The organism is Rhodobium gokarnense (assembly GCF_025961475.1).
Lineage (GTDB): Bacteria > Pseudomonadota > Alphaproteobacteria > Rhizobiales > Rhodobiaceae > Rhodobium > Rhodobium gokarnense.
This window is the reverse complement of sequence record NZ_JAOQNS010000002.1, coordinates 533550-555260: the sequence shown is the minus strand read 5'-3', so window position 1 is coordinate 555260 and position 21711 is coordinate 533550. Positions and strand designations below refer to the sequence as shown.

17 protein-coding genes are annotated in these 21711 nt (G+C 67.9%); 11 read left to right on the top strand and 6 right to left on the bottom strand.

Annotated elements, in window-relative coordinates:
* The first annotated feature begins 8 nt into the window (after positions 1-8).
* The 11 genes from M2319_RS05110 (at position 9) to M2319_RS05060 (ending at position 13868) form a co-directional block, all read left to right on the top strand.
* Positions 9-1895, top strand: a complete 1887-nt coding sequence (locus M2319_RS05110) for a TRAP transporter permease (protein ID WP_264600361.1) — start codon at positions 9-11, stop codon at positions 1893-1895.
* A gap of 53 nt (positions 1896-1948) precedes the next feature.
* Positions 1949-2665: an aspartate/glutamate racemase family protein gene (locus tag M2319_RS05105; protein WP_264600360.1), complete on the top strand. Its 717-nt coding sequence runs from the start codon at positions 1949-1951 to the stop codon at positions 2663-2665.
* Positions 2666-2672: 7 nt separating this feature from the next.
* Positions 2673-3782 (top strand): NAD(P)/FAD-dependent oxidoreductase, encoded by a 1110-nt coding sequence (locus M2319_RS05100; protein WP_264600359.1) that lies wholly within the window; start codon positions 2673-2675, stop codon positions 3780-3782.
* On the top strand, positions 3766-4077 hold the full coding sequence (locus tag M2319_RS05095; protein ID WP_264600358.1) for a (2Fe-2S)-binding protein: 312 nt from the start codon (positions 3766-3768) through the stop codon (positions 4075-4077). Before M2319_RS05100 ends, M2319_RS05095 begins: the two co-directional genes overlap by 17 nt.
* A gap of 4 nt (positions 4078-4081) precedes the next feature.
* A complete protein-coding gene (locus tag M2319_RS05090) occupies positions 4082-5488 on the top strand; it encodes an FAD/NAD(P)-dependent oxidoreductase (RefSeq protein WP_264600357.1) in 1407 nt (468 codons plus the stop codon).
* 53 nt (positions 5489-5541) lie between these two features.
* On the top strand, positions 5542-6261 hold the full coding sequence (locus tag M2319_RS05085) for a GntR family transcriptional regulator (RefSeq protein WP_264600356.1): 720 nt from the start codon (positions 5542-5544) through the stop codon (positions 6259-6261).
* Between the two features lie 33 nt (positions 6262-6294).
* Complete coding sequence (locus M2319_RS05080; protein ID WP_264600355.1) at positions 6295-8637, top strand: molybdopterin-dependent oxidoreductase; 2343 nt, start codon at positions 6295-6297, stop codon at positions 8635-8637.
* A gap of 35 nt (positions 8638-8672) precedes the next feature.
* Positions 8673-9014: a RidA family protein gene (locus tag M2319_RS05075; RefSeq protein WP_264600354.1), complete on the top strand. Its 342-nt coding sequence runs from the start codon at positions 8673-8675 to the stop codon at positions 9012-9014.
* A 1-nt stretch (position 9015) separates the two neighbouring features.
* Entirely contained in the window at positions 9016-9978 is a 963-nt protein-coding gene (locus M2319_RS05070) for a DMT family transporter (RefSeq protein WP_264600353.1), read from the top strand.
* Positions 9979-10017: 39 nt separating this feature from the next.
* Complete coding sequence (locus tag M2319_RS05065) at positions 10018-10962, top strand: 2-hydroxyacid dehydrogenase (RefSeq protein WP_264600352.1); 945 nt, start codon at positions 10018-10020, stop codon at positions 10960-10962.
* 251 nt (positions 10963-11213) lie between these two features.
* The gene (locus M2319_RS05060; RefSeq protein WP_264600351.1) at positions 11214-13868 is read left to right on the top strand and encodes a calcium-binding protein; all 2655 of its coding nucleotides are present in this window, start codon (positions 11214-11216) and stop codon (positions 13866-13868) included.
* Positions 13869-13919: 51 nt separating this feature from the next.
* On the opposite strand, the gene M2319_RS05055 is transcribed toward M2319_RS05060, so the two are convergent.
* Genes M2319_RS05055 through phnA form a run of 6 tightly spaced genes read right to left on the bottom strand, consistent with a single transcriptional unit; the run spans position 13920 to position 21639 of the window.
* On the bottom strand, positions 13920-15641 hold the full coding sequence (locus tag M2319_RS05055; RefSeq protein ID WP_264600350.1) for an ABC transporter ATP-binding protein: 1722 nt from the start codon (positions 15639-15641) through the stop codon (positions 13920-13922).
* The gene (locus tag M2319_RS05050) at positions 15638-16552 is read right to left on the bottom strand and encodes an ABC transporter permease (RefSeq protein ID WP_264600349.1); all 915 of its coding nucleotides are present in this window, start codon (positions 16550-16552) and stop codon (positions 15638-15640) included. The genes M2319_RS05055 and M2319_RS05050 overlap by 4 nt, the downstream gene beginning before the upstream one ends.
* Positions 16549-17505: an ABC transporter permease gene (locus M2319_RS05045; RefSeq protein WP_264600348.1), complete on the bottom strand. Its 957-nt coding sequence runs from the start codon at positions 17503-17505 to the stop codon at positions 16549-16551. Before M2319_RS05045 ends, M2319_RS05050 begins: the two co-directional genes overlap by 4 nt.
* A gap of 5 nt (positions 17506-17510) precedes the next feature.
* The gene (locus tag M2319_RS05040; RefSeq protein WP_264600347.1) at positions 17511-19058 is read right to left on the bottom strand and encodes an ABC transporter substrate-binding protein; all 1548 of its coding nucleotides are present in this window, start codon (positions 19056-19058) and stop codon (positions 17511-17513) included.
* A complete protein-coding gene (locus M2319_RS05035) occupies positions 19051-20346 on the bottom strand; it encodes an alkaline phosphatase family protein (protein WP_264600346.1) in 1296 nt (431 codons plus the stop codon). Before M2319_RS05035 ends, M2319_RS05040 begins: the two co-directional genes overlap by 8 nt.
* A gap of 3 nt (positions 20347-20349) precedes the next feature.
* Positions 20350-21639 carry a phosphonoacetate hydrolase gene (gene phnA, locus M2319_RS05030; RefSeq protein ID WP_264600345.1) on the bottom strand — a complete coding sequence of 430 codons (1290 nt, stop codon included), beginning with the start codon at positions 21637-21639 and terminating at the stop codon, positions 20350-20352.
* Positions 21640-21711 lie beyond the last annotated feature (72 nt).

Below are 21711 nucleotides of genomic sequence, written 5' to 3'. Positions count from 1 at the left end.
AACTTGCCATGCGAAACCTGACGGGCCCGTCGCGATACATCGTTCGCACCTGGCTCGCGGTGACCGCCGCGGTCCACTTCTACTTCACCTTCGCAGGCTTTCCCGAGCCGCTGAAGCTCGCCAGCCTGCACCTGGCGCTGGCCGTGCCGCCGGTCTTTCTGATCTATCCGGCCCGGCCCTCCTCGCCGCGCTCCCGGCCCAGCGTGTTCGACGCCGTGCTCGCCCTCATGGCGCTGCTGCCGTCGCTCTACATCTATTTCAACACCGCACGCATCTATGCGCGTAGTCCGTTCCTCGACGCCCCGACGACGGTCGAGCTGGTGCTCGGCACGGTCATGACGCTCGTCGTGCTGGAGGCCGTGCGCCGGGCGCTGTCCATGGCGCTCTCGATCCTGGTCGGCATCGTCATCGCCTACATGTTCGTGTGCGATCTGCTGCCGGGCATCTGGTACTACCGCGACCTGCCGTTCGCCCAGGTCGTCGACATCACCTATCTGATGAACGGTAGCGGGCTCTACGGACAACTGACCGGGATTTCCGCCACCATCGTCGCCTCCTTCCTGGTCTTCGGCGCGTTCCTGCAGGCAAGCGGCATGGGCCGCCTGTTCATGAACCTTGGAACGTTCCTTGCCGGGCGCTATGCCGGCGGGCCGGCCAAGGTGGCCGTGGTGGAGTCGGGCCTCTTCGGCATGACCAGCGGCTCGTCGGTCGCCAACGTCGTCGTCACGGGCGGCGTCACCATTCCGGAAATGAAGCGGCTCGGCTTCACGCCGCAGCTCGCGGGCGGCATCGAGGCCGCCTCCAGCGTCGGCGGGCTGATCATGCCGCCGATCATGGGCGCCGCCGCCTTCGTCATGGCCGAGATGATCTCGGTTCCCTATCTCAGCATCGTCCAGTCGGCGATCCTGGGGGCCTTCCTCTACTATCTCGGCATCTTCGTTTCCGTCCATTTCCAGTCGAAGCGGCTGGGGATCGATGCGCTGGCCAAGGACGAGATCGCCGGCTGGCGCGACATCCTGAAGGACATCCATTTCGCCATCCCGCTGGTGGTCCTGCTGACGCTGATGACCATGGGCTTTTCGCCGTATTTCGCCGCGTTCTGGGGAACGATCGCGGTCGTTGCGAGCGCCTGGCTGCGAAGCCACAGCAGGATGGGGCCGGCGACGATCCTCAACGCGCTGATCGATGCCGGCGCCACGATCGGCGTCATCGCCGTGGCGGTCGCCGCCGCCGGCATCATCACCGCCGGCCTCACCAGCACCGGCCTCCTGATCGCCTTCACCGGCATCATCAAGATGCTCGCCGGCGACTCGCTGCTGCTCCTGGTCCTGCTCGTCGCCGTGAGCTGCCTGTTCCTCGGCATGGGCGTGCCGACGACGCCGGCCTATATCGTCACCGCCGCGATCGGCGCCCCGCTGCTGGCCGAGCAGTCGTCGGCCTCGCTGATGGCGATCCACCTCTTCGTTCTCTATTTCGCGGTGCTGGCCGATGCGACGCCGCCGGTTGCCGCCGCTTCCTATGCGGCGGCGGCCATTGCCAACGCCAATCCGCTGAAGACGGGCGTCCAGGCATTCCGCATGGCGGTCGGCGGCTTCATCGTCGGCATCAGCTTCATCTTCGAACCGGGGCTGACCCTTGACGGAACGGCGTGGGAGATCGGCACCACCGTGCTCGCGGTCTCTTCCGGCATCGTGCTGATCTCGCTCGCCTATGTCGGCTTCACGGATCGCCCACTGCCGATGTGGCTGCGGCTGGTCCTGTTCTTCGGCGGGGCCGCCTGCGCGCTCTGGCACTCGGCGCCGGAACTCATCCGCGGACTGGCCGGATACGGCCTTCTCCTTGCAACGCTCTACGGCCCCCGGTTGCGCGACGTCAGCTTCCGGACCGCGCTGTGAGGAACGGTTCCGCTTGCAGCCTTTCAACGAACACGATGAATAAGGACAGAAACATGCACTCCCGCCAGAAGACCTATTACGGCGTGTCTCTCGGCATCCTGATGGTCAACAGCACCTTCCAGCGATATCTCGGCGACATCGGCAACGCGATGACCTGGGACTTTCCCGTCCAGTACAAGATCGTGACGGACGCGGTGCCCTCCAAGATGACCGACCTGCACAATGTCAGCCTGCTGGATCCGTTCAAGCGCGCGGCCGACGAGCTGGTCGCGGCCGGCGTCGACGGCATCACCACGACCTGCGGCTTCCTGTCGATCTACCAGCGCGAACTGGCCGACCACTGCCCGGTGCCGGTCGCCACGTCCAGCCTGCTGCAGGTGCCGATGGTCGAGCGCCTGCTGCCGTCGGGTAAGAAGGTCGGGATCATGACCTACAACGGCGATGTCCTGAACGGGCCGTACCTGGAGGCCGTCGGCATCGCCCAGGATACCCCGGTCGTCGGCGTGCCGCAGGACTCCAACTTCGTCCGCTGGATCAAACAGGGCGACACCTCCGTCAGCTACGAGACGCTGAAGGAGGAAGTGGTCGCGACGGCGAAGCGGTTCGTCGCCGACAATCCCGAGATCGGCGCGATCGTCTTGGAATGCACCAACCTCGCCCCGTTCGCCTCCTATATCGCCGAGGCCACCGGCCTGCAGGTGTTCGATACCGTCACCATGGTCAACGCGTTCCAGGCGAGCCTGAAGCCGCGCCGCTACGCAATGTTCTGATGGCACGATGAGCGAACCCGACTACATGATCGTCGGTGGGGGGATCGTCGGTGCGGCGATCGCCTACGGCCTTGCCCGCAGCGGCGAGCGCGTCGCCCTCCTCGACGAGGGAGACGTGGCGTTTCGCGCCGCGCGCGGCAATTTTGGCAATGTCTGGGTGCAGGGCAAAGGGGCAACATGTCCCGCCTATGCCGACCTCACCCGCGGCGCAGCCAACGATTGGGCGGATTTTGCCGAAGACCTCGCCGCAGAGACCGGGATCGACCTGCATTTCCGCCGACCGGGGGCTGCCTACATCTGCTTCAGTCCGGAGGACCTTGCAAAGCGGGTCGCCGTCCTCGAACAGTCCAACGCCGAGGCCCGCATCAAGAGCGTCTTCGAGGCGCTCGACCTGGCGGACCTGCGGCAACGCCTGCCGGATATCGGGCCGCAGGTGGCCGGCGCGACGTTCTGCCCGGACGACGGCACGGCGAACCCGCTCCTGCTGCTGCGCGCGCTCATCAAGGCAGCAAAGGACCTCGGAGCCCGCTATCTGCCGCACCATGGCGTCACCTCCGTCGCCCGCGACGGCGACGGCTATGCGGCCGAGACGACGGCTGGAACGGTCCGTGCCGGCCGGCTGGTCCTCGCCGCCGGGCTCGGCAATGCGCATCTTGCGCCGATGGTCGGGCTCGACGGTCCCGTCCGCCCGGTCCGGGGCCAGATCATGGTCACGGAAAAGGTCCGCCCGTTCCTTGCCTGCGGCACGAACTTCATCCGCCAGACCCTTGAGGGCGGGTGCATCTTCGGGGAGTCCGTGGAAGAGGTCGGCCTTGACGACGGCACCAGCCTGCCGGTCATGCGCGACACGGCGCAAAAGGCCGTTGCCGCATTTCCGTTGCTGCGCGACGTGCGGGTGGTGCGCGCCTGGGGCGCGCTGCGGATCATGACGCCCGACGGTGTTCCGGTCTACCAGGCCAGTCCCGACGGCAGCGCCTTCGTGGTCTGCGTCCATTCCGGCGTCACCCTCGCCCCCTTCCACGCCCGCGGGTTCGTCGACAGCCTCAGATCGGGGTCGTTGCCGGCGGACCGGTTCTCAGCCTTTTCACCGGAGCGTTTCCATGTTCAGACGGTTTGACGAAGTCGCCGGCCCGATCGTCGAGATCGTCGTCGACGACCGGCGCATCGAAGCGCGGCTGGGGGAAAACCTCGCCGCCGCGCTTCTTGCCGCAGAGGTCGAGCCGTTCCGCACCACGCCGGTCAGCGGCGCCGGACGCATGCCCTACTGCATGATGGGCGTATGCTTCGACTGCCTGGCGATCGTCGACGGCGTGCCGAACCGGCAGACCTGCCTGGAAACGGTCCGCGCCGGCATGGTGGTGGAACGCCAGAACGGCGCCCGCTTGCCCGGCCCTCAGCATGGCGGGGAGTGATCCGGTGAACCGTTCTTCCTACGATCTTGCCGTGGTGGGCGCCGGGCCGGCAGGCATGGCGGCGGCAAGCGAGGCGTCGGCCCTCGGCTTGAAAGCCGTCGTGCTGGATGAAAAGCCCGGGCCGGGCGGCCAGATCTACCACGCCATCACGGCGCCGCGCACATCAGCCCGCGATGCGGTGCTGGGTCCGGATTACCTTGGCGGCCTGCCGCTCGTCGATGCGTTCACCCACTCCGGCGCCGACTACCGGTCGGGCGCCACGGTCTGGCAGATTTCCGAGGACGGCGTCTCCTATGCCGGCGCCGACGGCGGCGGAGACATCGCCGCATCGCGGGTGCTGGTGGCGACCGGGGCGATGGAGCGCCCCTACCCCCTGCCCGGATGGACCTTGCCGGGCGTGATGACGGCCGGGGCCGCCCAACTCCTGCTCAAGGGGTCAGGCCTCCTCGCCGACGACGCCGTATTCATCGGCACCGGACCGCTCCTCTATCTCGTCGCCGTCCAGTATCTGAACGCTGGCGCCCGCATCGAGGCCATCATCGACACCGCCAGCCCGGCCGCGAAATGGGCTGCCCTGCCCCATCTGCCGATGGCCCTCCGGCAGTCCGGCTACATCGCCAAGGGCCTTCGCATGCTGGCGCAGATCCGCCGCTCGGGAACGAAGGTGATCCACGGCGCAAAGGACATCGCGCTTGAGGGCGAGGAGCGGGTCGCGGCCGTGACCTGGCGGCAGGGTGCATCGGGGCAGCGCCGGCGCCTTGAATGCCGGCACGTCTTTCTCCATCAGGGCGTCGTTCCCAACCCCAACATGACGATGGCGGCCCGCGCCGCGCATCAATGGGACGAGGTGCAGCTCTGCTGGGTGGTCGACCGCGATACCCATGGTCGCACGAGCCTGCCCTGGCTGCTGGCCGCCGGCGACGGCGCCGGCATCGGCGGCGCCAAGGTCGCCGAGCTCTCCGGCCGGCTGGCAACACTTGCCGCCGCGCACGATCTCGGCCGGCTGGACGCTGCGGCCTTTGCCGCCCGCTCGGCGCCATTGCTGCGCCGGATCGGTGCCGAAATGGCGCCGCGTCCGTTCCTCGACCGGCTTTACCGTCCCGCCGATACCGACCTGGCACCGCAGGACGAGGCGACGATCCTCTGCCGCTGCGAGGAAGTGCGCCGGGGCGCCGTGGCCGACGCGGTGGCGGAAGGCTGCCCGGGACCCAATCAGTTGAAGAGTTTCACCCGAGCGGGGATGGGCCCCTGCCAGGGCCGCATGTGCGGGCACAGCATCGGGGCCGTCATCTCCGATCTGTCCGGCCGCAGCGCGGCCGACGTCGGCTATTTTCGCCTGCGCATGCCGGTGAAGCCCGTCACGCTCGGAGACATCGGCGGCATGACGCACGCCCAAAGGGAGGACTCGTGATGTGGGGACTGGAGGGTTCGGGATCGGCTTCACGGCCGCAACGTGACCAGGCTTTGAGCCTTGCCGAGATGCTGCTGAACATGGGCGACGGAAGCGAGTCCTTCGCCGACAGCCGCCTGCCACTGCCCGACAGGATCGCGGGCTACATCCGCCATCAGATCATCCACGACCTGATGAAGCCGGGCGAACCGATCCGCGAGCGCGCCATCGCCGAACAGTTGAAGGTCTCGCGCACGCCGATGCGTGACGCCCTCAAGCTCCTGTCGGTCGAGGGCCTCGTCGACCTCATCCCCAATCGCGGCGCCGTCGTCGTCGACAACAGCCTCGACGACATCACCGACATGCTGTCGGTCTATTGCGAGCTGGACGTTCTCGGCGGCGAAGCGGCCTGCCGCAAGGGCAGCGAAACCGACTTCCTGAAGATCGAGCGCTACCAGGAGATCATGGAAGAGGCGGCGGCGGAGCAGAACCGCCTGAAATACTTCCATGCCAACCAGGCTTTCCACCTGGCGATCATCGCGGCGTCGCGCAACCGTACCCTCATCGAGATCCATTCGAACCTCAGCCTCAGGCTCCACCGCGTGCGGTACCTCTCCATTCTGGCGCAGCAGAAATGGTTGTCGCGGGCCGACGAGCACCATGCGCTGATCAAGGCGTTGCGCGCCCGGGACACCGTGCAGATGGCGGCCCTGCAGCGGGCCCATTTCGCCGTTGCCTGGCGGCTTGTCGACGACTGGTCGCGATCGGCCGGACAGCCGGCCGGCAAGCGCTGATTTCCTCAAAAAGCCGAGAGTTCACCGAAAAGCATGCTGCAGTCACCGGACCGGCCCGTCGTCGTCACCCATTGGGGCACCTACCACGCAGAGATGCGGGACGGGCGCCCGGTGGCGCTCAGCCCCATCGCCGAGGACCCCGATCCCTCGCCCATTGCCGACGGCATGATCGATGCGCTGACGGCGCCCGCCCGGATCGAGCGGCCCGCCATTCGCGCCTCCTTCCTCGCCGCCCGCGAAGAAGGTCGCCTGGAGACCGACGGCAGGGGGCGGGGTTTCGAGCCGTTCATCGAGGTGCCGTTCGACGAGGCCCTCGACCTTGCCGCCGGCGAAATCGACAGGGTGCGCCGGGAGCACGGCAACGGCGCCATCTATGGCGGATCCTACGGCTGGGCGTCGGCCGGCCGCTTCCACCACGCCCAGAGCCAGATCCATCGCTTCCTGAATTCCGTCGGCGGCTATGTCCGCTCGATCCAGAACTACAGCTATGCCGCGGCCGACACCATCGTTCCCCATGTCGTCGGCGACAAGCGCGGCCTCGTCTCCGCGCATACGAGCTGGCCGCGGATCGCGGCGCACACCGAGACGCTGATCATGTTCGGCGGCGTTCCCTGGAAGAACGCGCAGGTGAGTTCGGGCGGCATCGCCCGGCATATCCTTGATGAGAATCTTGGCGCGCTCCGGCAGCGCGGCGCGCGGCTCGTCTCCGTCTCGCCGATCCGCGACGACACCGCGGGAGACGGTGTCGAATGGCTGCCGATCCGGCCCGGCACGGACACGGCCCTGATGCTGGCGATGGCGCATGTGCTGATCGCTGAGGATCGCGTCGCGACCGGTTTCCTCGACCGCTGCACGGTCGGCTTCGAGACGCTCGTCGCCTATGTCACCGGCACCAGCGACGGCGTTGCGAAGACGCCGCAATGGGCCGAAGGGATCACCGGCGTTCCCGCCGCCACGATCCGCGACCTGGCGCTCGCTGCCGCGTCGAGCCGCGCCTTCCTGATGGTGGCCTGGTCGCTGCAGCGCGCCGATAGCGGCGAGCAGCCCTACTGGATGGCCATCGCGCTGGCGGCGATGCTCGGCCAGATCGGGCTTGCCGGCGGCGGCTTCGGTTTCGGCTATGCCTCCGTCAACGGCATCGGCAATCCGGTGCCGAAGCTGTCCTTTCCCTCGCTGCCGCAGCTCGACAATCCGGTCGCCGACTACATTCCCGTCGCGCGGATCGCCGATGCGCTGCTGCATCCGGGCGAACCCTACGCCTTCAACGGCATGGACCGGCGCTATCCGGACCTGAGGCTCGTCTATTGGGCGGGGGGCAATCCCTTCCATCACCACCAGGACCTCAACCGGCTGCGGCGGGCCTGGCAGAAGCCGGAAGCCGTCATCGTCAACGATAGCTGGTGGAACCCGCTGGCGCGCCATGCCGACATCGTCTTTCCGGCGACGACGGCCCTGGAGCGCAACGACCTTGCCGCATCGAGCCGCGACCGCTTCATCGCCGCCTCCCACAAGGTGGCCGAACCGGCGGGCGAGGCCCGCGATGACTATGCGATCTTTTCCGCGCTTGCCGCCCGGCTCGGCGCGGCGGACGCCTTCACCGAAGGGCGGGACGTGGAGGGATGGCTTCGCCACCTCTATGAGGCGGGACGCGACAAGGCGGCCGCCGCCGACATCGCTCTGCCCGACTTCGAGACCTTCTGGCGCGATGGCCTGGTGATGCTGCCCGCGCCTGACCTCGACGACCAGGGCGACCTCCTGGCGGAGTTCCGCGCCGCGCCCGAGGCGGCGGGCCTGGCGACGCCGTCGGGCCGGATCGAGCTGTTCTCGGAGCGCATCGCCGGCTTCGGCTACGACGACTGCCCCGGCCACCCGGCCTGGCTGCCGCCGCGCGAATGGCTCGGCGCGGAAGCGGCCGGCACCTATCCGCTGCACCTCATCTCCAACCAGCCGAAGACCCGCCTGCACAGCCAGTACGACCTCGGCAGCCATTCGCGCGCCGCCAAGAGGCACGACCGGGAGGTGATGCGAATGCATGCAAAGGACGCGGCCGCCCGCGGCATTGCCGAGGGCAGTGTCGTCCGGGTCTTCAACGGGCGCGGGGCGTGCCTCGCCGCGGTGGAGCTGACCGACGACATCCTGCCCGGCGTCGTCCAGCTTTCCACGGGCGCCTGGTACGACCCGGCCGACGACGGATCGGACCGGCCGCTCGACCGGCACGGAAACCCCAACGTTTTGACCGCCGACCACGGCACCTCGCGGCTGTCCCAGGGGCCGTCCGCGCAGTCCTGCCTCGTCGAGGTCGAACCCTATCGCAGCACCCTCCCCCCGGTGTGCGCCTTCGACCCGCCGGCCTTTGCCCGGCGCGGTCGCGACTGATCCCCCAACCTTTCTTTCAACGGACAAGAACCAGCATGAAACATATCGACAATAACGGCCGCCGGTCGCGCGCGGTCGTCGCCAATGGTGCGGTCTATCTGGGCGGACAGGTCGCCAACGACTGGGATGGCGACATCACCGCCCAGACGCGCGAGACGCTCGCCCGGATCGACGCCGTCCTGAAAGAAGCGGGCAGCAGCCGCGACAAGCTCGTCCAGGCGACGATCTGGCTGAAGACCATGGACGACTACGACGCGATGAACGCCGTCTGGGATGCCTGGATCGACAAGGAGCGCGCACCGGCCCGGATGTGCGGCGTCACGGAGATGGCCGACGAGCGGATCAGGATCGAGATCATCGGCATCGCGACCTGCTGACATGACCGTGCAGTCCGAAAACGTCCGCCTGCCGGGACGCGCGTGGGTCACGCGGCTGTGGTCGGTGGCGCCGCTACTGCTGGCGCTGGCCAACCTTTTCTGGGCCGGAAATTTCATCATCGGACGGGCCGTCGCCGACATGCCCGGCGGGCTGGACCCCTGGGGCCTTGCCTACTGGCGCTGGCTCGTCGCCTTTCTGCTGATCTTTCCGTTCTGCGTCCGCCAGGCGCTCCGCGAGTTGCCCGTCATCCTGGCCAACCTGCCGATGCTCTGCCTGTTCGGCTTCCTGTCGGTGACGCTCTACAACACGCTCGTCTATCTCGGCCTGGAACAGACCACCGCAATCAATGCGCTGCTTTTGCAGTCGACGATGCCCATTGCCATCATGGCGATGGGCTATCTGCTCTTCAGGGACACGATCAGCAGCCGCCAGGGCATCGGTCTTGCCTCGTCACTTGCCGGCGTTCTCGTCATTCTCACGCACGGCTCGCTCGACCGGCTGTCGGCCGTCGATCTGGGAGCCGGCAGCCTTTACGTGCTCGTCGCCGTTCTGGGCAACGCGTGCTATTTCGCGCTCCTGCGCAAACGGCCCCGCCTTTCCGCGATGAGCTTCCTGTTCGTCATCTTCGGCCTCGGGCTCGTCTTCCTGACACCCTGCTACTTTCTCTTTTCCCGGCCGATGGCGCGCCCGGTCGCGGCCGGCGATGTCGCCCTGGTGCTTTATCTCGCGGTCTGCGCCTCGGTGCTGGCGCTCCTGTTCTTCAACCGGGGCGTCGAACTGATCGGGGCCAACCGGGCCTCGCCCTATCTGCACCTGATGCCGGTGATCGGAAGCGTGTTGTCGATCGTCATCCTCGGCGAGCAGATCCGCGCCTATCACCTGGTCGGGATCGCCATGGTCGGCTTCGGACTTTGGATATCACGGCCCCGGCGGGATCGAGCGCCGGCACAGCCAAGCCCCTAGGTGCCAGACGCCAGCGAACAGCACATGGAGCAAACGGAGATGCCCGATGCCGCGTCCATACCGGTCGTCCTGAAGACGGATTCCGCCCACGGTCCCGCCTGGCATGCGATCTTTGCGGAGGAGGCGCCGGACCTGATCCTGGCCGACTGGGACGAGACGGCCGATCTTTCCGCAACGCGCTATCTGGTCGCCTGGCGCCCGCCGGCCGACATCATGCGGCGCATGCCCCGGCTGGAGGCCGTCTTTTCCATGGGCGCGGGCATCGATCACCTGCCCCTGGAACACATCCCCGAGGATGTCGTCGTCGTGCGCATGGTCGCCGACGACGTGACGCGGTCCATGGCCGAATACGTCACCATGGGGGTCCTGGCCCTGCACCGCGATCTGCCCGCCTATCTGGGAGAGACCCGTCGGGGCGTCTGGACGACGCGGTCGATCCGCCGGGCGCGGGACCGGGTCGTCGGCATTCTCGGGCTCGGCGTGCTGGGCCGTGCCGCGGCCGAGCAGATCGCGCTTCTCGGCTTTAAAACGCGCGGCTGGAGCCGGACCCGGAAGGACATCGCCAATGTCCGCTGCCATGCGGGCGACGACGGTCTCGACGCGTTCCTGGAGGGCTGCGAGATCGTCGTGTGCATGCTGCCGCTGACGCCCGAGACCCGCGGCATCCTCAACGGCGACCTGTTCGCCCGCCTGCCAAGGGGAGCGAGGATCCTAAACGCGGGCCGCGGCGGTCACCTCGTCGAGGCCGACCTGCTGGCCGCATTGGAGAGCGGCCGGATCGACAGTGCGATGCTCGACGTCCTCAACGAAGAGCCGCCGGCGCCGTCCCATCCCCTGCTCGGCCATCCGCGCGTCCTCGTCACCCCCCATACGGCGAGCGCCAGCCAGCCGGACGACGCCGCGCGCCAGGTGATCGCGGCGATCCGGAACCACAGGTCGGGGCGACCCATCGAGCACACCATCGACCGTCGGCGCGGATTCTGATCTGACCGTTTCCCGAACAGGTCCCATCTGAGGGGACCGGCTCGATCATTCCTGCACGAACCGCCGTTCGCCCATCGTGACGACGGGCTCCCGCATTCCGCGGTCCGATCAGCGTTGCATTCCCCTGCCTGCGCTTGTCCCGCGGCACCGCTGCGACCCGGCGACAGCCGAAACGCACGCCGTCTGAGGTTGAGTGACAATAAGTCGCAAACATGACAGCATCCGGTGCATGCACGGTATGGAGTAAATGCATGGCAACGCCGACGGAATGGCTCGCGGAATTTCAGGTCAACACCGGAACCGCCGCAACCGGTGATCAGGACCAGCCGCAAATCGTCGGTCTGTCGAATGGCCGTTTCCTCGTTGCCTGGCAGGAAGCGACCGAGGGCGTCGCATCGAGTGCCGGCCCCGACATTGTCGCCAAGATCTTCGACGCCGAGGGCAATGTCGCCGTCGACTCGTTCCAGATGAATGCGCTTAGAGCCTTCGACGACGAAAGCGACTTCGACATTGCCGCCGACAGCCTCGGCGGCTGGGTCGCAACCTATGTCGACCACGACAGCGTCGATACCGACGAGACGAGCATCGTCTGGGAAATGTTTTACCAGACCGGTGCCTTCCGCGCCGCCAACGAAGTGGCCATCGAGACCGCCGCGGCGGACTCGCTCTCCAATCCCCAGATCGCGCTGGACCTGACCACCAACGACTTCGTGGTGACCTATACCGATCTCGCCTCCGGCGACACGAACGTCAGCGCCGTGTTGGTGGACATGACGACCCCGGGCGGCGGCACATTCACCCAGAGCGCGGAGTTCGACGCGGCCCAGAATGCCGCGGACGTCCAGGACCTGGGCGACATCGCGGTCCTCGCTGACGGCAACTATGTCAGCGTCTACCGGGATTTCGACGGGCCGGCCACGAGCCTCGACATCCGGGTGTTCCAGCCCGACGGCACCCTGGTCAACGAGCGCGAGAATATCGCGATAGGCAACGAAGGGACGCCACACATCGCCTCGCTGGCGAATGGCGGTGCCGTTGCGGTCTGGACGGATGGCGCCAACAATGGCGACATCGTCGCCCGCGTCATGAACGCGGATGCCAGCGTGCTCCAGTCCCAGATCACCGTCGCCTCCACCGCCGCCGTGGAAGACGAACCGGATGTGATCGCGCTGCCCGACGGCGGCTTCGTCGTCGTCTGGAACGACGAGAGCGTCGGCCAGCGCGCCCAGGCCTACAACGCCGACGGCACGACGAACGGCGCCGTCTTCAACCCGGCCACCGGCAGCACCGGCGAGACCGACATCAGCGTCACCGCGGACGGCCGCCTGTTGTTCACCTGGAGCGAGGGGGGCGAGATCTTCGCCTCGATCTGGGACCCACGCGGCGACACGATCGAGATCTCCGACTTCCAGACCGGCGCCACCAATTTCCTGCAGACCACCGATGCCGTCGCCCGGCGCCAGGGCGGCACCATCAACGGCGACGGCAATGCCAATGTGCTGACCGGGCTTGAGGGCGAGGACACCCTCAACGGCGCCGGCGGCGACGACACGCTCATCGGCGGTGACAGCAACGACTATCTCGACGGCGGCGGCGGCGACGACGACATGTCCGGCGGCGGGGGCGACGACATCTACGACGTCGATTCCACCGGCGACACCGTTACCGAGCAGAGCGGCGAAGGCACCGATACGGTGCGCGCCTCGGCCGACTTCACCCTTTCCGACAATATCGAAAACCTGATCCTGCAAGGCAGCGCCAACATCAGCGGCACAGGCAACGGGCAGGCCAACGAGATCACCGGCAACAGCGGCAGCAACACGCTGAACGGCGGCGCCGGAAACGACACGGTCGACGGCGGCAGCGGCGCCGACACCATGGGCGGCGGTACCGGCAACGATACCTACATCGTCGACAATGCGGGCGACCGCATCGTGGAAAATGGCGGCGCGGGCGACGATACGGTTCGCAGTTCGGTGTCCCAAGCGCTCTCGGCCGGCGTCGAGGACCTGCTTCTTCTGGGTGGCAACGACCTGAACGGCACCGGGAACGGCCTTGCCAACGTGATCGCCGGCCAAAGCGGCGACAACGAGCTTGCCGGCGGCAGCGGCGGCGATTCCGTCCTCGGGGGCGGCGGCAACGACACCCTTGCGGGCAACGCCGGCGACGACGAGCTCTCCGGCGGCACCGCCAACGACCGCCTGTTCGGAGGCGGCAACGACGATACCCTCGCCGGAAACGACGGCAGAGACCTGATGTTCGGCAATGACGGCAACGACCGGCTGTTCGGGGGCGGCGGCAACGACACCCTCGCCGGAAATGACGGCAGAGACCTGCTGTTCGGCAACGGCGGCAACGATCAGTTGTTCGGGGGCGGCGGCAACGACACCCTCGCCGGAAACGACGGCAACGACACGCTCTACGGCGGCACCGGCAGCGACCAGTTGTTCGGCGGCGGCGGCAATGACACCCTCGCCGGAAACGACGGAAACGACAAGCTTTCCGGCGGCACCGGCAACGACCAGTTGTTCGGTGGCGGCGGCAATGACACCCTCGCCGGCAATGACGGAAACGACCTGTTGTTCGGCAATGACGGCAATGACCGGCTGTTCGGCGGCGGCGGCAGCGACACCCTCGCCGGCAATGACGGCGACGACCTGCTCGTCGGCAATGGCGGCAACGATAGGTTCTATGGCGGGGTCGGCGACGACACGATCCAAGGCGGCGACGGAACCGACATCGCGGGCTATGGCGGCTCGATCGACCACTTCGAGGTCACCAGGACCGGCGCCGACAGCTATGACATCACCGATACCACCGGAAACCTTGGCACCGACCACCTCGTCGGCATCGAGAAGATCTCGATCGGCGGCCATGTCTGGAATATCGATGCGCTTTTGACCTGAGCGGGCGGCAGGCCGTCGCCCGGAGCCGCTTCCGGCGCGCGGACACCGGGCTCACACGGCAGGCTCCGCCATCCGCGCGACACGGCGTATGCGCCGGGCGGCCGCCGGATCGGCGACGGGCACGGCGTCGAGAAGCGTCTTGGTGTAGGCATGGGCCGGCGCGGAGCACACGGCCTCCGTCTCGCCCAGCTCGACCAGCCTGCCGCGATACATGACGCCGACGCGGTCGCTGATCTGGCGCACCACGCCGATGTCATGGGAGATGAACAGGTAGGTCAGGCCCATCTCGCGCTGCAGCTCCAGCATCAGTTCCAAGACCTGCGCCCGGATCGAGGCATCGAGGGCCGAGACCGCCTCGTCGGCGACAATCAGCTTCGGCGACAGGGCGAGCGCACGGGCAATGCACAGCCGCTGGCGCTGGCCGCCGGAAAAGGCGTGCGGATAGCGCGCGAGCATGTCGACCGGAATGCCGACGCGCTGGGCCAGCCCCTCGACCCGGTCGGCAAGGTCCGCGCCCTTTGCGACGCCATGGATGACGAGGGGTTCGGCGATCTGGGAAAACGCCGTGCGGCGCGGATTGAGCGAGCCGAACGGGTCCTGGAAGACCATCTGCATGTGCCGCCGCAGGCGCCGTAGCTCCGGCTTTTTCAGGCCGAGGATGTCAGTGCCGGCAAGGCGGATTCCGCCGGATGCCGGCTCAACGAGGCGCAGGATCGATTTGCCGAGCGTCGACTTGCCGGAGCCGGATTCGCCGACGATGGCGAGGATTTCGCCAGAACGGATGTCGAGGGAGACGCCGTCGACGGCGCGGAAATGGGTTTTTGATCGTTTGAAGCCAGCGCCCTTGACCGGATACTGGGTGACGAGGTCGCGGACTTCAAGGAGCGGGGCTCCGGCGCCATCGGCCGCAAAGGTCTCGGGCGCGGATGCGATTGCCGGCAGGCGGCGTGCGCCGGCCATGGTCGCAGCTGCGAGAAGCTGCCGCGTATAGGGGTGCTCAGGAGCCCGGAACAGGGACGCGACGTCGTTCTCCTCCACGATCCGGCCGTGGCGCATGACGACGACCCGGTCGGCGAGTTCGGCGACGACGCCCATGTCGTGGGTGATGAAGAGGACCGACATGCCGGTCTCGGCCTTCAACTCGCGGATCAGGTCGAGGATGCCGGCCTGGATGGTGACGTCGAGGGCGGTGGTCGGCTCATCGGCGATCAGGAGCGCCGGCTTCAGCGCGAGCGCCATGGCGATCATGACCCGCTGCTGCATGCCGCCGGAGAGTTCATGCGGATAGGATGTGATGCGGCGCTCGGCGTCCGGCAGGTGGACGCGCCCCAAAAGCGCGACCGCGCGGCGCATCGCTTCGGCCTTGTCGACCCGCTCGTGCCGGCGGACGACCTCGGCGATCTGGTCGCCGACGGTGTGTGCCGGGTTGAGCGAGGACATGGGTTCCTGAAACACCATGGAGACGGCGCGGCCGCGCAGGCCCCTCAAGGTGCTCCGGTCGGCGCCGACGAGGTCGAGCGGCGGGGTTCCGGCCGTCTCGGCGAACAGCACCTTTCCGGTCTCGATGCTGCCGCCGGCGAGTTCGACGAGCCGCAGTATGGCGAGCGCGGTGACCGATTTCCCCGACCCCGATTCGCCGACGATGGAAAGGGTCTCGCCGCGCCGGACGCTGAACGAAATGCCGTCGACAGCGACCGTCCTGCGGTCCCGGTCGGCAAAGGCGACGCGCAGGTCCTCGACCGTCAGGATCGGTTCGGCGTGTGTCCCGGTCATGTCTTCAGCTTCGGATCGAACAGGCGGGCGACGATGCCCATGACGGCGTTGATGGCAACGACCGAGCCGGCGAGCAGCACGGCGACGGCCTGGATGGTCGGGTAGTCGCGGCCGAGCACCGAATCGAGGGCCAGCTTGCCGATGCCCGGCAGGCCGAACAGCACCTCCATGGTGATGGTGCCGCCGACGAGGCCGGTGGCGATCAGGCCGGAAAGCGCGATCACCACGCTCAGGGAATTGGGCAGGATGTGGCGCCAGACGATGGTCGCCCGGTCGAGGCCCTTGGCGTGGGCCGTGCGGATATAGGGCGCGGTCGCCGCCTCCTTCAGGTCCTCGTGCAGCGGCTTGACGATCTGGCCGGCGACGTCGAGGCCGATGATGAGGCTCGGCAGCACCATGTTGCCGAGCAGCGGCATCCAGCCGAGCCAGAGGACGAACAGGAGAATACCGAGAATGCCGGCGCAGAAGGTCGGCATGGCGATCGACCAGACATTGACCGCATTGACGAGCGCGGGAAAGGCCGAGCGCGGCCAGATGACGGCGGCAACGGCAACGCCGATGGCGAGCGCGAGGCCGATCGCGAAGCTCAGCGAGGCGAGCGCCAGGGTCGTCGGCAGGGCGCGGGTGACGAGGTCGGCGACCGGGCGCTGGAAGCGCACCGAAAGCCCCAGATCGCCTTCCGCCATATGGGACAGCCAGATCAGCAACTGTTCCGGCTTGCTGCGGTCAAGGCCGAGTTCCTGGCGCAGTTGCTGCTGGGCCTCTTCGGTGAGGCCGCCCTCGATGCTGACGAGATCGACGACGTCGCCGGGGATGATCCGCACCAGGAAGAAGATCAGCACCGCCATGCCGAGAACCAGAAAGGCGGAGCGCAGGACCGTGGTGCCTATGAGGACGAAGCGGCCCGTCATGCTGCGGCTCCCTCGTCGATGCGCCGGGGGTCGAGGCGGCGGCGCAGGCGGTCGCCGAGGAGGGCGAGCGAGATGGTCAGCAGGGACAGGGCGATCACCGGCGCCAGGACGGCGACGGGGTTGCGCTCGATGAACTGGCTGGCCTGGGCGATCATGCGGCCCCAGGTCGGGGTGTCCGGCTCGACGCCGAGGCCGAGGAAGCTGAGCACCGATTCCGTGACGATGCAGCGCGGCAGCACGATGGCACCCTGGGTGACGAAGGCGCCCGAGACGTTCGGCAGGATGTGGGTCATGAGGATGCGCCAGCCGCTGGCACCGAAGCTTTCGGCGGCGGTGACGTAGTCCATCGCCAGTTCCCGCCGGTAGGTGGCGCGCGCCACATAGGCAAATATCGGCGCGAAGGTGACGCCGAGGGCGACGGTCACCGGGCCTAGGCCGGCGCCGAGGGCAACGACCAGCAACAGCGCCAGCAACACGCCCGGCATGGCGCGGATGAGATCGACGAAGGCGTAAAAGGCCGTCTCGGCCACACCGCCCGCGACCGAGGCGGCAAAGCCGAGGAGCCCGCCGAGGGCAAGGGCGACCACGACGCCGCCGAGGCCGGCTTCCAGGCTCAGCCGCGTGCCGACGATCAGCCGGGCAAGCACGTCGCGGCCAAGATGGTCGGTGCCGAGGAGATAGACCTCGCTCGGGCCCTTGTTGCGCTCAAGCAGGTCCTGCTCGAAGGGATCGAGCCCACCGAGCGTCGGTCCGAGAATGGCGACGAGGAGGGCCAGGACGACAATCGCGAGGGGGAGGACAGTCAGGAGCGTGCGACCAGGGCCCCGCAGGGAGAACGGGGCCCTGGCCTTCGCGGTGTCACGGGCGGACGCCTCGGCCGGCGGCTTCGCCGTCGCGGACAGGGCGCCCGGCGCGGTCTCCGCCATCTTGTCGGCCAAGGCGTTGCCGTGCATCGGTCTTACTTCCCGCTGGCGAGCCAGGTGAAGGCGAGACCGCCATCGACCCGGTTCGGCGACCAGGTGAAGCCGGTCTCAAAACCCTTGACCTCGCCGCGCACGCCGAAGGCGTTGGAGGCATGGCCGACCACGACCGAGTAGTAGCGGTCCATGATCCGCTTCCAGGCTTTGAGGTACTTCTCGCGGCGCGCATCGGCGTCGACGGTAGTCACCGCGTCGGTGATCATGGCGTCGAGTTCGGGGTCCTGCACGCCGCCCCACAACACCGGGTTCGGGCCGTCGGACATGAAGCGCACGAAGCGCAGGAAGATGTCGGCGCGCGGACCGGAGGCCATCGGCGCCAGGTCCCACTTGTACTCGCCGAGCATCTTCTGGGTGCCGAGGTCGTCGAGGGCCTCGTGCTCGACCTTGAAGCCGAGCTTCTTCAGCATCTGCACGGCGACTTCCGAATAGGGCTCCTGCCAGGAGACGACCTTCATCGTCGTCTCTTCCGGCACGACGCCCTCCTCGGCGAGCATGGCCTTCGCCTTTTCAAGGTCCGGCTTGGCGTGCCGGTCGGCGTTGCCGAGGGCCTCGTCGTAATAGAAGTTGCCAGGGATCGCCATCTGGTTGGTGACGATGCCGTCCTCGCCGGCGATGAAGGTCATGTAGGCGCTCTTGTCGAGCGCATAGGCGACCGCCTCGCGCACCTTCGGATTGTCGAAGGGCGGGTTCGGCGAGCGGTTGTTGAAGGACCAGAAGTACCAGGTGGTGTCCTTCAGGAACTGGATGTCGATCTTCGGATCGGCGCGCAGCTCCGGCAGGGCATCGCCGGGAACGCGGGCGACCTGCAGGTCGCCGGAGCGAAGGGCCAGGGCGTTTTCACTCGTGGCGCCGCGCAGGTCGAAGCGCACCGCGTCGAGATAGGGCAGGCCCGCCTGCCAATAGTCCTCGTTCTTCGGCGCGATCAGCTCCACCTGCGGGGTCCAGGTGCCGAACTTGAACGGGCCGGTGCCGATCGGCGTCGTGATGGTCGCGTCCCAGCCGGGCGATTTCGGCGACAGGATCCAGGCCTCGGAGATGAGGTTGAGGAACGCCGCGTAGGGCTTCTTCATGGTGACGACGAAGGTGGTCGCGTCGGGGGCGGCAAAGCCGTCGACCTGCTTCATGGCGCTGGCCAGCCAGCCCTTGGTGACGTTGGCCTTGATGCGCTCGAAATTGGCCATGACGTCGGCGCCGGTCATGGTCTCGCCGTTGTGGAAGGTAACGTCCGGGCGGAGCTTGAAGGTGTAGGTCAGGCCGTCGTCGGAAACGCTGAAGCTCTCGGCGAGCCAGGGCTTGACGGAGCCGTCGTCGGCGATCGAGGTGAGCGCCTCGGCATAGACCTGCTGGACGCCGATGGAGCCGGTGTGGCGGTGCGGATCGGCGGTGTCGAGGCCGAGGGTGGCGAAATTGAGCGTGCCGCCATAGTGCGGCTCGTCGGCGGCAAGGGTCTGGCCGACGGACAGCGTCATGCCGAGCGCGGCGGCGCCGGCAAGGACGGTCCTTCGCGTCAGTGCGGACCTAAGCATGGGACTTCCTTTCAGGGTGCAGTTGGGCTGGGGACGAGGAGGCAAGCGAGCGGCCGGCCATGCCGTCTGCGGCGATGCCCAGATGCGCCAGGATGGTGGGCGCGATATCGACGAGGCCGGTCGGCTCGTTGCGGGTTGCGCCGGCGGAAAATCCCGCGCCGGCGATCATCAGGAACGGTGCCTGCTCATAGCGGCCGAGCCCGCCATGCTGGCCGCAGCCGGCGGGCTTGCCCTCGCCGGTCACCGGCTTGGCGGTGTGGCTGAGCCCCGCCACGCCGAAGGCATTGAGCTCCTCGCTGGCGGCCATGGAGACGTAGAGCGCAAGGCCGCGCCGGTCGGTGTGGTTGACCGTTGCAAGGGCGTCCGCTGCGATCACGTCGCCGGCCCAGGGCTGCTCGCCGACGGCGGCGGCAAGGGCGGGGACGAGGTCGCGGGCCGCCTCGGACGCATAGAGGAGGAAGGCCGTGCCGTTCGGGGCGATGGCGATATCGCCGGCGGCAAGCGCTTCGCCGAAGCCGAGCCGGTCCAGTTCCGCTGCGATGTCGACGATGCCGGCGACGGTCTGGTGGCCGTGGTCGGAGCCGACGATGAACAGGACGTCGTCGCCGCGAGCACGAAGCTCGCTGACCGCATCGAAAACGCGGCCGGCCTCTTCGTCTGCGGCGCGCAGGGCGGCAAGGTGCTCCGGCGATCCGATACCAGAATCGTGCTGGCTGAGGTCGGGCTCGGAGAGCCATAGCAGGGCGTGGGCGGGCGGGGCGTCGGACATCAGCGTTTCCAGGAACCGGTCCGCGATGTGGCGGTCGCCGGCCGTGCCGCCCTTGACCGGGGGCGGATCGAGCGGTGTGCGCCCCGGCCCATGGGAGCCGGCACGGTGGTACATGGTCCCAAAGCCGTCCGGGTCCTGGGCATAGGCGGCGCCGGGCGAAACGTTGGAAAAGACCGCCGCGCCGCCATGGGGCGCCAGGCGTTCCGAGAGCGTCGGGAGGTCGAGCGAACGCCCGGTGACGCGCTTGCGGTGCGGGAAGAACTCCGGCAGGCCGGCATCGTGGACGACGAGGCGGCCGTCTTCCAGGAGCGCCAGCGCATTGCCCTCAAGGCCGTGGGCGTCCGGGTAGCAGCCGGTGGCGATGCAGCTCGAGGCAACGCGGGTGACGGACGGCACCACGCTGCGGTGGTCGGGAAACCATTCGGCCTCCTGCCGGATCCGGCAGAGGTTCGGCGTCAGGTCGGGGGCGACGAAGTCGCGCCGCAGACCGTCGAGGATGACGACAACCGAGCGCCGCATGGCTTACTCCGTCCCGTTGAGGGCAAAATCGAGGATGTCGAAATTGCGCAAGGGTCCGGCCTTCTCGCGGTAGTCGGCGCGAAGCGGGCGGGAGAGCAGGAACGGCACGCGCTGCTCGTGGAAGCCGCCATGGGACCGAAGCCGTTCGCCGGCGAGCGCGGAAAGGTCGTGCTCGGCCGCATGGCTGCCGAGGGCGACGCCCTTCTCGCCCGTGAGGACGAAATCGGCCTCGGAGTCCAACGGCGTTTCCAGGACGCGGGCGGCCTCCTCGCGCGGCAGGACGCGCTCGGCGCCGGGAAGGTTGGCGAGGAACGCGCCGAGGGCGACGAGGTCGAGGTCGGGGGTCATCACGTGGACGCGGACGAGGCCGCCGAGGGCGCCGTGGTGGCGCACGAAGGGATCGGTGATGGGGCAGATCACCCGCGCCGCGCCTTCGCCGAACCGGGCCGCGATCTCGTCGGCGACGAACACCACATTGGCCGTCCCGTCCGCCTTGGCCATGTCCGTCATGCCGTGGTCGGCGACGATGCCTATATCGGCGCCGGCGGCGATGAGCGCGGCAAGGCGCCGGTCGACGGCGGCAAGGAACGCGTCGGCCTCCGGCGCGCCGGGCGCATGGCGATGCTGGACGTAGTCGGAGAGGGAGAGATAGAGCAGCCGGGCCTTGTCCCGCCTCAACAGTTCCAGCCCGAGGTCGAGGACGTAGAGCGAGAGGTCGGCGGAGTAACGGTCGGGCAGCGGCGCGTCGAGGAGGCTGGCGACATCGGCAATGCCGTTGGTCGCTTCGTCCACCTTGTCGGCGCATTCGGCCGAGACCGAGATGCCGTCGAGGTCGAGGGCGAGCGCCTGGCGCAGCTTGTCCTTCGCGGTGACGACGGCGGTCGAAACGCCCTCACGGGCCAGCGCGGCCAGCACCGTCGGCGCCTTCAGCGAGCGGGTGTCGGTCATCATCACCGTCTCGCCGGTCTCCCGGTCGAGATAGAAATTGCCGGCGACGCCGTGGACACTCGGCGGCGCGCCGCAGACGACGGAGAGATTGTTCGGATTGGTGAAGCTCGGCATGGCCGACAGCGCGGTCGCAGAAAAACCCTCGCGAACCATGCGATCGATGGTCGGGATGAGGCCGGTGCCGGCAGCCGTCTCCAGATAGGCCGGATCGCAGCCGTCGAAGCAGATGACCGCCAGCGGGCGGCGCGGCAGGCGATAGGTGCGCCCGTTGACCGTAACGGTGCGGCCGCTCTCGGCCGCGGCATTCCCGCGCGCCACTTCGTGTAACGGTACTGTCGCAACCATGGACTAGCCTTCCCCGGTGTTCCAAGACCCGCTGTCTCGATCTCGGTGAAGGTATGTTGGACGCCATGGTTC

What these genes read in the sequence shown, in the direction of transcription:
- M2319_RS05060 (WP_264600351.1), top strand. Translation starts at nt 11,214, where the DNA reads ATGGCAACGCCGACGGAATGGCTCGCGGAATTTCAGGTCAACACCGGA.
- M2319_RS05095 (WP_264600358.1), top strand. Translation starts at nt 3,766, where the DNA reads ATGTTCAGACGGTTTGACGAAGTCGCCGGCCCGATCGTCGAGATCGTC.
- M2319_RS05110 (WP_264600361.1), top strand. Translation starts at nt 9, where the DNA reads ATGCGAAACCTGACGGGCCCGTCGCGATACATCGTTCGCACCTGGCTC.
- M2319_RS05045 (WP_264600348.1), bottom strand. Translation starts at nt 17,505, where the DNA reads ATGCACGGCAACGCCTTGGCCGACAAGATGGCGGAGACCGCGCCGGGC.
- M2319_RS05050 (WP_264600349.1), bottom strand. Translation starts at nt 16,552, where the DNA reads ATGACGGGCCGCTTCGTCCTCATAGGCACCACGGTCCTGCGCTCCGCC.
- M2319_RS05080 (WP_264600355.1), top strand. Translation starts at nt 6,295, where the DNA reads ATGCTGCAGTCACCGGACCGGCCCGTCGTCGTCACCCATTGGGGCACC.
- phnA (WP_264600345.1), bottom strand. Translation starts at nt 21,639, where the DNA reads ATGGTTGCGACAGTACCGTTACACGAAGTGGCGCGCGGGAATGCCGCG.
- M2319_RS05105 (WP_264600360.1), top strand. Translation starts at nt 1,949, where the DNA reads ATGCACTCCCGCCAGAAGACCTATTACGGCGTGTCTCTCGGCATCCTG.
- M2319_RS05065 (WP_264600352.1), top strand. Translation starts at nt 10,018, where the DNA reads ATGCCCGATGCCGCGTCCATACCGGTCGTCCTGAAGACGGATTCCGCC.
- M2319_RS05100 (WP_264600359.1), top strand. Translation starts at nt 2,673, where the DNA reads ATGAGCGAACCCGACTACATGATCGTCGGTGGGGGGATCGTCGGTGCG.
- M2319_RS05075 (WP_264600354.1), top strand. Translation starts at nt 8,673, where the DNA reads ATGAAACATATCGACAATAACGGCCGCCGGTCGCGCGCGGTCGTCGCC.
- M2319_RS05055 (WP_264600350.1), bottom strand. Translation starts at nt 15,641, where the DNA reads ATGACCGGGACACACGCCGAACCGATCCTGACGGTCGAGGACCTGCGC.
- M2319_RS05035 (WP_264600346.1), bottom strand. Translation starts at nt 20,346, where the DNA reads ATGCGGCGCTCGGTTGTCGTCATCCTCGACGGTCTGCGGCGCGACTTC.
- M2319_RS05040 (WP_264600347.1), bottom strand. Translation starts at nt 19,058, where the DNA reads ATGCTTAGGTCCGCACTGACGCGAAGGACCGTCCTTGCCGGCGCCGCC.
- M2319_RS05070 (WP_264600353.1), top strand. Translation starts at nt 9,016, where the DNA reads ATGACCGTGCAGTCCGAAAACGTCCGCCTGCCGGGACGCGCGTGGGTC.